This window comes from Streptomyces tricolor (assembly GCF_002155905.1).
Taxonomy (GTDB): domain Bacteria; phylum Actinomycetota; class Actinomycetes; order Streptomycetales; family Streptomycetaceae; genus Streptomyces; species Streptomyces tricolor.
The window spans coordinates 1-7,693 of the sequence record NZ_MUMF01000465.1; the positions used below are offsets into that span (position 1 = coordinate 1).

General features: G+C 71.4%; 6 protein-coding genes and 3 pseudogenes. 4 read left to right on the top strand and 5 right to left on the bottom strand.

Going from position 1 to position 7,693, the window contains the following annotated elements; translation table 11 throughout:
- Together CCN44_RS29805 and CCN44_RS29810 are read left to right on the top strand one after the other, a co-directional pair.
- On the top strand, window positions 1-1,325 hold a 1,325-nt coding region (locus CCN44_RS29805; RefSeq protein WP_107502121.1), incomplete at its 5' end, for an amino acid permease.
- A gap of 187 nt (window positions 1,326-1,512) precedes the next feature.
- Window positions 1,513-2,604, top strand: coding sequence for a mechanosensitive ion channel family protein (locus CCN44_RS29810; protein ID WP_059246555.1), 1,092 nt, complete (start codon window positions 1,513-1,515; stop codon window positions 2,602-2,604).
- Between the two features lie 20 nt (window positions 2,605-2,624).
- Here CCN44_RS29810 and CCN44_RS44140 read toward each other — a convergent pair.
- Window positions 2,625-2,877: pseudogene (locus CCN44_RS44140) on the bottom strand (IS5/IS1182 family transposase); the annotation flags it as partial.
- A gap of 48 nt (window positions 2,878-2,925) precedes the next feature.
- Here CCN44_RS44140 and CCN44_RS29815 point away from each other — a divergent pair.
- Window positions 2,926-3,327: a Ku family protein gene (locus CCN44_RS29815; protein WP_414820526.1), complete on the top strand. Its 402-nt coding sequence runs from the start codon at window positions 2,926-2,928 to the stop codon at window positions 3,325-3,327.
- Between the two features lie 80 nt (window positions 3,328-3,407).
- On the opposite strand, the gene CCN44_RS29820 is transcribed toward CCN44_RS29815, so the two are convergent.
- The 4 genes and pseudogenes from CCN44_RS29820 to CCN44_RS29835 form a co-directional block, all read right to left on the bottom strand.
- On the bottom strand, window positions 3,408-3,665 hold the full coding sequence (locus CCN44_RS29820; RefSeq protein ID WP_059246553.1) for a DUF6221 family protein: 258 nt from the start codon (window positions 3,663-3,665) through the stop codon (window positions 3,408-3,410).
- A 33-nt stretch (window positions 3,666-3,698) separates the two neighbouring features.
- Window positions 3,699-4,527: pseudogene (locus tag CCN44_RS29825) on the bottom strand (IS5 family transposase).
- 203 nt (window positions 4,528-4,730) lie between these two features.
- Window positions 4,731-6,174 (bottom strand): annotated as a pseudogene (locus tag CCN44_RS29830) (alpha/beta hydrolase family protein).
- Window positions 6,175-6,441: 267 nt separating this feature from the next.
- Window positions 6,442-6,735, bottom strand: a complete 294-nt coding sequence (locus tag CCN44_RS29835) for a transposase domain-containing protein (RefSeq protein ID WP_086701022.1) — start codon at window positions 6,733-6,735, stop codon at window positions 6,442-6,444.
- Between the two features lie 187 nt (window positions 6,736-6,922).
- On the opposite strand from CCN44_RS29835, the gene CCN44_RS29840 reads away from it, so the two are divergent.
- Window positions 6,923-7,693, top strand: a 771-nt coding sequence (locus CCN44_RS29840; protein ID WP_086701024.1) for a restriction endonuclease, incomplete at its 3' end; no start/stop codon positions are given.

The following is a 7,693-nucleotide window of genomic DNA, read 5'->3' on the forward strand; positions in this document are numbered from 1 at the left end:
TGCTGTGGGGCTGGGCCGGGGTCGGCCTGTTCGTGCTCTGCGTCGGCCTCGCGCTCGCCGAGGTCACCAGCGCCTATCCGACCTCCGGCGCCCTGTACTACATGGCCGACCGGCTCGGCGGCCGGCGCTGGGGCTGGTACACCGGCTGGCTGAACCTGCTCGGCCTGCTCGGCGCGATCGCCGGCATCGACTACGGCGCCGCCCTGTTCACCGGCGCGTTCGCCAACCTCCAGTGGGGTTTCGAGCCGACGCCCGGCAAGACCTTCGTGATCTTCTGCGCCATCCTGCTGCTGCACGCGGTGCTGAACCTGTTCGGCGTCCGCCTGGTCAGCCTGCTCAACTCGATCAGCGTGTGGTGGCACCTGGCGGGCGTCGCGCTGATCGTCGGCGCGCTGGCGGTCTTCCCCGACCACCACCAGTCGCCGTCCTTCGTGTTCACCGAGTTCGCCAACGAGACGGGCTGGTCCAACCCGCTGTACGTGGCGGCGATCGGCCTGCTCCTGGCGCAGTACACCTTCTCCGGCTACGACGCCTCCGCCCACCTGTCCGAGGAGACCTCGCACGCCTCGGTGGCCGCCTCCCGCGGCATCGTCCGCGCCATCTGGGCGTCCTGGCTCGCCGGTTTCGTGCTGCTGGCCGGGCTGACCTTCGCCATCCAGGACTACGACGCCACCCGCACCACCGACACCGGGGTGCCGCCCGCCCAGATCCTGCTCGACGGCCTCGGCACCGACGGCGCGAGCGCCCTGCTGCTCGTCGTGATCGTCGCCCAGCTGTTCTGCGGCAACGCCGAGGTCGCGGCGGCCAGCCGGATGGTGTTCGCGTTCAGCCGGGACGGGGCGCTGCCCGGTTCGCACCTGTGGCGCAAGGTGAGCGACCGCACCCAGACCCCGGTCGCGGCCGTCTGGCTGTCCGTCGCCGTGGCCTGCGTGCTCGCCCTGCCGTCGCTGTACTCGACGACGGCGTACAACGCGGTGACCGCCATCAACGTCATCGGCATCACCCCGGCCTACGCGATCCCCGTGTTCCTGCGGCTGCGCGCCGGCGACCGCTTCCAGCGGGGGCCCTGGCACCTGGGCCGCTGGAGCAGGCCGGTCGGCTGGATCGCGGTCGGGTGGGTGGCCTGTGTGACGGTCCTGTTCTGCCTGCCGCAGGCGTCGCCGGTCACGGTCAGCACGATGAACTACGCCTCCGTCGCCCTCGCCGTGGTCCTGGTCCTCGCCACCGCCTGGTGGTACGTCGCCCGCCGGTCGTACGGCACCCCCACCACCGCGGCGTACGGCAGCGACCGCGACCAGGCGGACCTCGCGGAGGGCATCGTCTGAGCGGTGCCCGAAGAGCGCCGGTCCCGGTACGAACTGGTGTGCCGGATACGGCAGGATGAGCGAGCGCGCCGGTCACCGGAGTTCCTTCGGCCGGCGCGATCGCACATCCCGGACATCGAGCAGGTGACAACGTGACGACACTTCACAAGTGGTTCTCCACAGCGGCCGTGCGCCCCGGAGGTGACCGGTGAACCGCACGCTGACCCTGGACGACCTCGTCCTCGCCGGAATCGCCCTGGGGGCGGGACTGGTGCTCGCCTTCATGTCGCGGACCCTGCTGCGCTGGCTGGCCAAGCACGCCAAGCGGACCCGCTGGAGCGGTGACGACGTCATCGTGGACGCGCTGCGCTCGGTCGTCCCGTGGGCGGCGATCGCGGGCGGCGCGGCGGCGGCGACGGCCGTGCTGCCGTTCACCCGGACCGTCCAGCACCACGTCGACCAGGTGCTCCAGGTCTGGCTGATCGTCGTGGTGACGTTCTCCGCGGCCCGGGTGATCGCCGGTCTGGTCCGTACGGTCACCCAGTCCCGCTCGGGGGTCGCGGGCTCGGCGACCATCTTCGTCAACATCACCCGGGTACTGGTCCTGGCGATCGGTTTCCTGGTCGTCCTGCAGACCCTCGGCATCTCCATAGCGCCGCTGCTCACCGCCCTGGGCGTGGGCGGTCTGGCCGTCGCCCTGGCCTTGCAGGACACGCTCGCCAACCTCTTCGCGGGCATCCACATCCTGGCCTCCAAGACGGTCCAGCCGGGCGACTACATCCGGCTGAGCAGCGGCGAGGAGGGGTACGTCGTCGACATCAACTGGCGTCAGACGACGGTCCGCCAGCTCTCCAACAACCTGGTGGTCATCCCCAACGGCCAGCTCGCCCAGGCCAACATGACCAACTACACGCGCCCCGAGCAGGAGCTGACGATCCTGGTGCAGGTCGGGGTGAGCTACGACTCCGACCTGGAGCACGTCGAGCGGGTGACCGCGGAGGTGGTCACGGAGGTCATGGCGGACGTCACGGGCGCCGTCCCCGAGCACGAGCCGGCCATCCGCTTCCACACCTTCGGCGACTCCCGGATCGGCTTCACGGTGATCCTCGGCGTCGGCGAGTTCAGCGACCAGTACCGGATCAAGCACGAGTTCATCAAGCGCCTGCACCGGCGCTACCGCGAGGAGGGCATCCGCATCCCGGCCCCCACCCGCACGGTCTCCCTCCAGCAGGGCCCGGCGGTGATCCCGCAGCAGCGGAGCGGGGAGGGCGTCACCGGCGGGGCGACCGTGGCCGACTAGGTCGTTTTGCTTCCTTCGGATCACCTGGCTGACCCGATGAAGACGGCGGCGAGGTGGAGTCCTGCGAGGTGGACGGTGGCGGCCTTGTCGTAGCGCGTGGCGAGGCCGCGCCATTGCTCGAGCTTGTCGATGCACCGCTCGACGGTGTGCCGCTGCTTGCGGGGCCTCGCGGTCAAAGGCCGGTGGGCGGCCACCCCGACGGCCGAGCCGCTTGCGGTGGGCGGCCTGGTCGGCGGGCTGCGGAATGCCCGCCCGGATCCCGGCCAGGTGGCGGCCAAGCCGTACAAGCTGCCGGTCAAGGCCCTGGGCCGCTCGGCCGAGGTGGCCGTGGCGAAGTACGCCTGGTCCGGCCGGGAGCGCCTGGGGATCCTCCGGATCCGCGACGACGTCCTGGTCCTGCACGCCATGCGCCGGCCGGACGAGATCCGCGACCCGGCCGAGTCGCGCCCGCCGCCGACCGAGGTCACCGAGGAGGAGATCCCCGGCGCGCTGGCGCTCATGGACACCCGTGACCACCGACAAGCTGGAGGGGGGAGGAGTGCACCGACCGGTACACCGAGGCGATCGCGCAGATCACCGAGGCGAAGCGGGAGGAGAAGCCGCTTCCGCAGGCCTCGGAGCCGCAGGCGCCGACGCAGGTCCTGGACCATGGCGGCGCTGCGGGAGTCGGTGCAGAAGGCCAAGGCGTCCCGGACCGGGGACGCAGGTCCGGGGGGTGCATGACCTGCCGGCGCCGACGAGGAAGACGGCCGCGAAGAAACAGCCGGCCAGGTTGCGCGGCTAGGGCCTGTCTCCTTGAAGGGCTATGGGCGCCATTCCTGCTGGTAGGCGGGGTGCTCGGCGTATGACTGGCCAAGGACTCGCAGCGCGTATGCCAGCCCGGTCGAGCGGGAGTCCGAGGAGTCCATGGCTTTGTAGTCGTTCGCCAGTTGCTCGATCAGGTCGAGCATGGGGAGATGGCTGTCGAGAAGTGCCTCGCCGCCCAGGGTGCCGGCCACGTAGGCATAGGCGTGGTTGTCGTCCATGACACGTGCGACGAGGAACTCCACAAGATCGTCCATGCAGCCATCTTCGCGGGCAAGGCGCTTCGGCGGTCAAGCGGCGGTCCAGATGAGGATCGCGGCGAGGTGGAGTGCGGCTTGGTAGGCGATGGCGAGCTTGTCCGTTCGCATGGCCAGGCCGCGCCACTGCTTGAGTCGGTTGATGCACCGCTCGACGGCGTTGCGCTGCTTGTACGCCTCGGCGTCGAAGGCCGGTGGTCGGCCTCCGCCGCGGCCTCGTCTCAGACGGTGGCCGACCTGGTCGGACGGCTGGGGGATGACAGCGCGGATTCCGCGCCGGCGGAGGTGATTGCGGATCGCGCGGGATGAATACGCGCGGTCCGCCAGGACGGCATCGGGTCGGGTCCTCGCTCGTCCGAGTCCGCTTCGCGGAACACGAATGCCTGCCATGACGGTCTCGAAGGCCGGGGCGTCGCCCGCCTGGCCTGCGGTGATACGGAGGGCCAGGGGCCGTGCACGGCTATCGCTGGCAAGGTGGACCTTCGTGCTCAGGCGCCGCGGGAGCGTCCGAGGCCATGATCGTCAGGTTCGGCCCGACTTGGCGCCCCCTTTTCCTGGCTCCGGCGGCGTGCTGGTGGGCCCGGCAGACGGTGGAGTCCACCGAGACGGTCCAGCCGATGTCGGCATCAGCGTCGGCCGCTGCCAGAACTGCGGCGAGGATGCGTTCCCAGGTTCCATCCACGGCCCACCTGATCAGCCGTTTGTGAGCAGTCTGGAACGAGCCGAGCTCGTCCGGCAGGTCCCGCCAGGGAGAGCCGGTGCGGTACTTCCACGCGATGGCTTCCAGGGTCCGGCGGTGGTCGGCCCATCGCCGACCGCGGACCGGATCGGCCGGCATCAGCGGCTCGACCCGGTCCCACATCGCATCAGTGATCGCTAATCGGACGGACACATCCGATCAACTGACCAACTGATCAAAGAGACACGCTCAACCCTCGCGCGCCGGAAGACGCGGCCACCACGCGGAAGGACCGCGGCGGGCGCGGCGCCGCGGACTGCACACCAGCTGGCGAGGGAACGGCCGTTCCGTCGGCGGGGCGTCGTCTCCGTCCGCGGCGCGGCTGGTCAGCGGCTGTGGTCCGGGGAGTAGACGCTGAGGTCGCCGTAGGCCGACAGAACGGCGGCCAGGTCATCGGGTTCGTGCCGCAGCGTGGTGTCCAGGAAGGCGAGCGTGGTCGCGGCGACAACGTGCGAGCCATCGGTGCGGCCCAGAGAGCCGACTATCGAGGGCACAGGCGGCAGGTACAGGGGGCCGTCCATGAAGGTGAGATGTGCGGCGCCGGGGATGGTGAGCCGATAGCTCGTCACGGTGTTGAGCTTGAGGACCTTGGTGAGGCGGGGTATGTACTGCGGGTCGGTGTCCGGGGTGATCCCCTGGGTGAGCGCGAGCGCCGGCTGGTGCAGGGAGCGGGAGGTGGGGTCGTAGGGATAGCCGTCCAGATCGATGACGGCGTCGAACCGTCGGTCCTGACGAGCTGCCTGCAGAGCCGAACCGCCGCCTATGGAGTGGCCGGTCACCGCGGCCCGGCCGGTGTCCAGACGCCCGGTCAGCGGGCCCGTGATCTCGCCTCGGTCCAGACGGCCCAGCTGAGTGAGAACGAAGCTCAGGTCGGCGGCTCGAACCGTCGCCCAGCCGACTCCCAGCTTCTCGTCCTTCTCAGGGTCGCCGGTGGAGACGACCCTGGAGTTGACCGTCCGGCCGTCGGCGAGGACGACGGCGGCGGAGTCGTACGGGTGGTCGAGGCCGGCAACCACATAGCCGTGGCTGGCCAGTTCCTCCGCCCAGGCGGTGTTCTGGGTGCGCACGCCGCCCAGTCCGGGAGAGAACAGCACGACCGGGTACCGTCCGCCCCCGCCGGCCACCGGAGCGTGGAAGACGGAATGGCTGTGGGCGTGCGGGACGCCGTCGACCAGGAAGCCGGGCAGGCCGACATGGCGGGCGAGAGCGTCGGAGACGGTGCGCGCCTCGTGCTCCGTGCGTCCGAGATACTGGGCCCGTTGTGCGCTTGCGGGGCTCTTCTGCGCGGGATACCAGAGCTGGACCACGACCGTGCGCCGGTCGTGCGGGTCGGCGGTGGCAGTCTCGGGGCGGTGCGGGTCGGTCCACTGCATCACGCGGGTGCCGACCGCGAAGCGGCCCGACGGTTCGGGGAACACGGGTACGGGAAAGGCCCAGGCCGCCACCGGACCCGCGGCGATCAGGCCGGCGCAGGCCACCGACCCCGGCAACGCCTGCCACCATCGGGCCCGCCACGCCGTCCGGCCGGCACGGCGTCGCAGCAGGGGAGAGAGGGCGAACGGCAACACGATGGCAGCACCCGCCAGTACCGGCAGCATCTGCCAGCGGACCCCCACCACACCCAGCACGATCGCGGGCGGCGGGAAGCCAGCGCGCCACCACCAGCGTGACGGCACCCAGCAAGACAAGGAATTCCAAAGGGGACATGTACAGCCCCGCGATGATCTCGGTCACCCGGTCATCCTCAGGGCGGCACACGCAAGGCCACATCGATCCTGGGTCGCTCTCGCATGCAACCGGAGTCGCAGTCGGGCACGCCAGGTGAATGACCGCTGTGCGACCGCGGAAGGAAGCAGGACTCCTCCTGCGGTCGTACCCCGGCGCGGTGCCATCAGACGGTGGACCCATGTGCTCGACGAGCCCGCGGCCTACCGTGACAGGGCCGCGGTTCACGCCCGGGCGCGCGAGGCGTGCCCTCCTTGTACCCGACGTACCCGACCCGGCTACCGCTGTAGGCGGTGGTGGCCCCTGCCAGGGTCACCATGATGTGGGAGGAACTGCGCGAGCAGCACCTCGCCGGCCTCGCTCGCCGGCGCCCGGCCGTCGCCTGACGGCGGCGCAGTACGGCGGGCCGGCCACCTGGCGGAACACGGTCTCCGGCACGTCCTCGCCGAGGCGGGCGCGGGCCCGGCACAGCGACGACCGGATCACCCGCGCGAGGGCCCGGCTGCCCGGGATGCCGCTGGTCAGCACGCGCAGCACCTCCTCGTACGACTCCCGGGCGAACAGGCACAAGGCCAGGACGAAGTGCACGACCAGCCTCGCCGGCAAGAGGCGGCGCCGCTAGCGGCCTGCCCCCCCCGACACCGGCATGATCCGAACGACAGGCCCCGGAGCGCGGTCGGCCGCCCGGCACCCCGGCGTTCGGCGGCGCTCCCCGGAGCCCCTCGTGGGAGCGACCGGCGATCTTGGGCATCCGTAGCCAGGAGATCGTCGTCGCCGTCAGGAGGAAGCCGGCATGACCATACCCGTGCGCCAGGGCCGACGGGCGGAGCGCCGCCGGCGCTTCGACCTGCGCAGCACCGCGATGTTCTTCCTGCTGCTCGCGATCATCTGGTGCGTCCTTGCGTTCCTGGCGCGCACGGCGGCGGTCATGGTCGAGCGCCGCCCGGTGTGGGCCGGTGTCCTGGCGGTCCTCGGCCTGGCCGGCGCGCTGAGGTTCCGCTCCGGGTGGCGCCGCTTCTCCGCCGGGAGATACGCGCGCAGGGCCGCCCGGGCCCTGGAGGAGGCCGCCGACGAGGCTTCCGAGCACCTCGGCGCCACGGCGACGGAGGAGCCGGCCGCCCCCGCGGGGACCGGCGCGCCGGCCGAACCGACCGCGGAGACCGTGATCCTGGAGGAGCCCGCCGCTCCCCTCCTCGCGGCCGACTACGCCGAGCTGGACCCCGATGGCTTCGAGTACGCCATAGCGGAGCTGTGCGCCCGCGGCGGCTGCCGCGACGTGGAGGTGGTGGGGGGAGCCGGCGACCTCGGGGCGGACGTCGTCGCCATCGCCCCGGACGGGCGGCGCGTGGTCATCCAGTGCAAGCAGTACGGCGACGGGAACAAGGTCGGCTCGCAGGACGTGCAGCGCTTCGGGGGGACCTGCTTCACCATCCACGAGGCCGACGTCGCGGCGGTCGTCACCACGAGCGACTTCACGGCGCCCGCCCTCGAGTACGCCCGGCAGTGCGGGATCGTCTGCCTGAACGGCGACGAGCTGGAGGCCTGGCGCCGGGGCACCGGCGGC

Excerpts from the sequence above, each read along its gene's own strand:
- CCN44_RS29820 (WP_059246553.1), bottom strand. The coding sequence starts at position 3,665 with ATGGACGATCTTGTGGAGTTCCTCGTCGCACGTGTCATGGACGACAAC.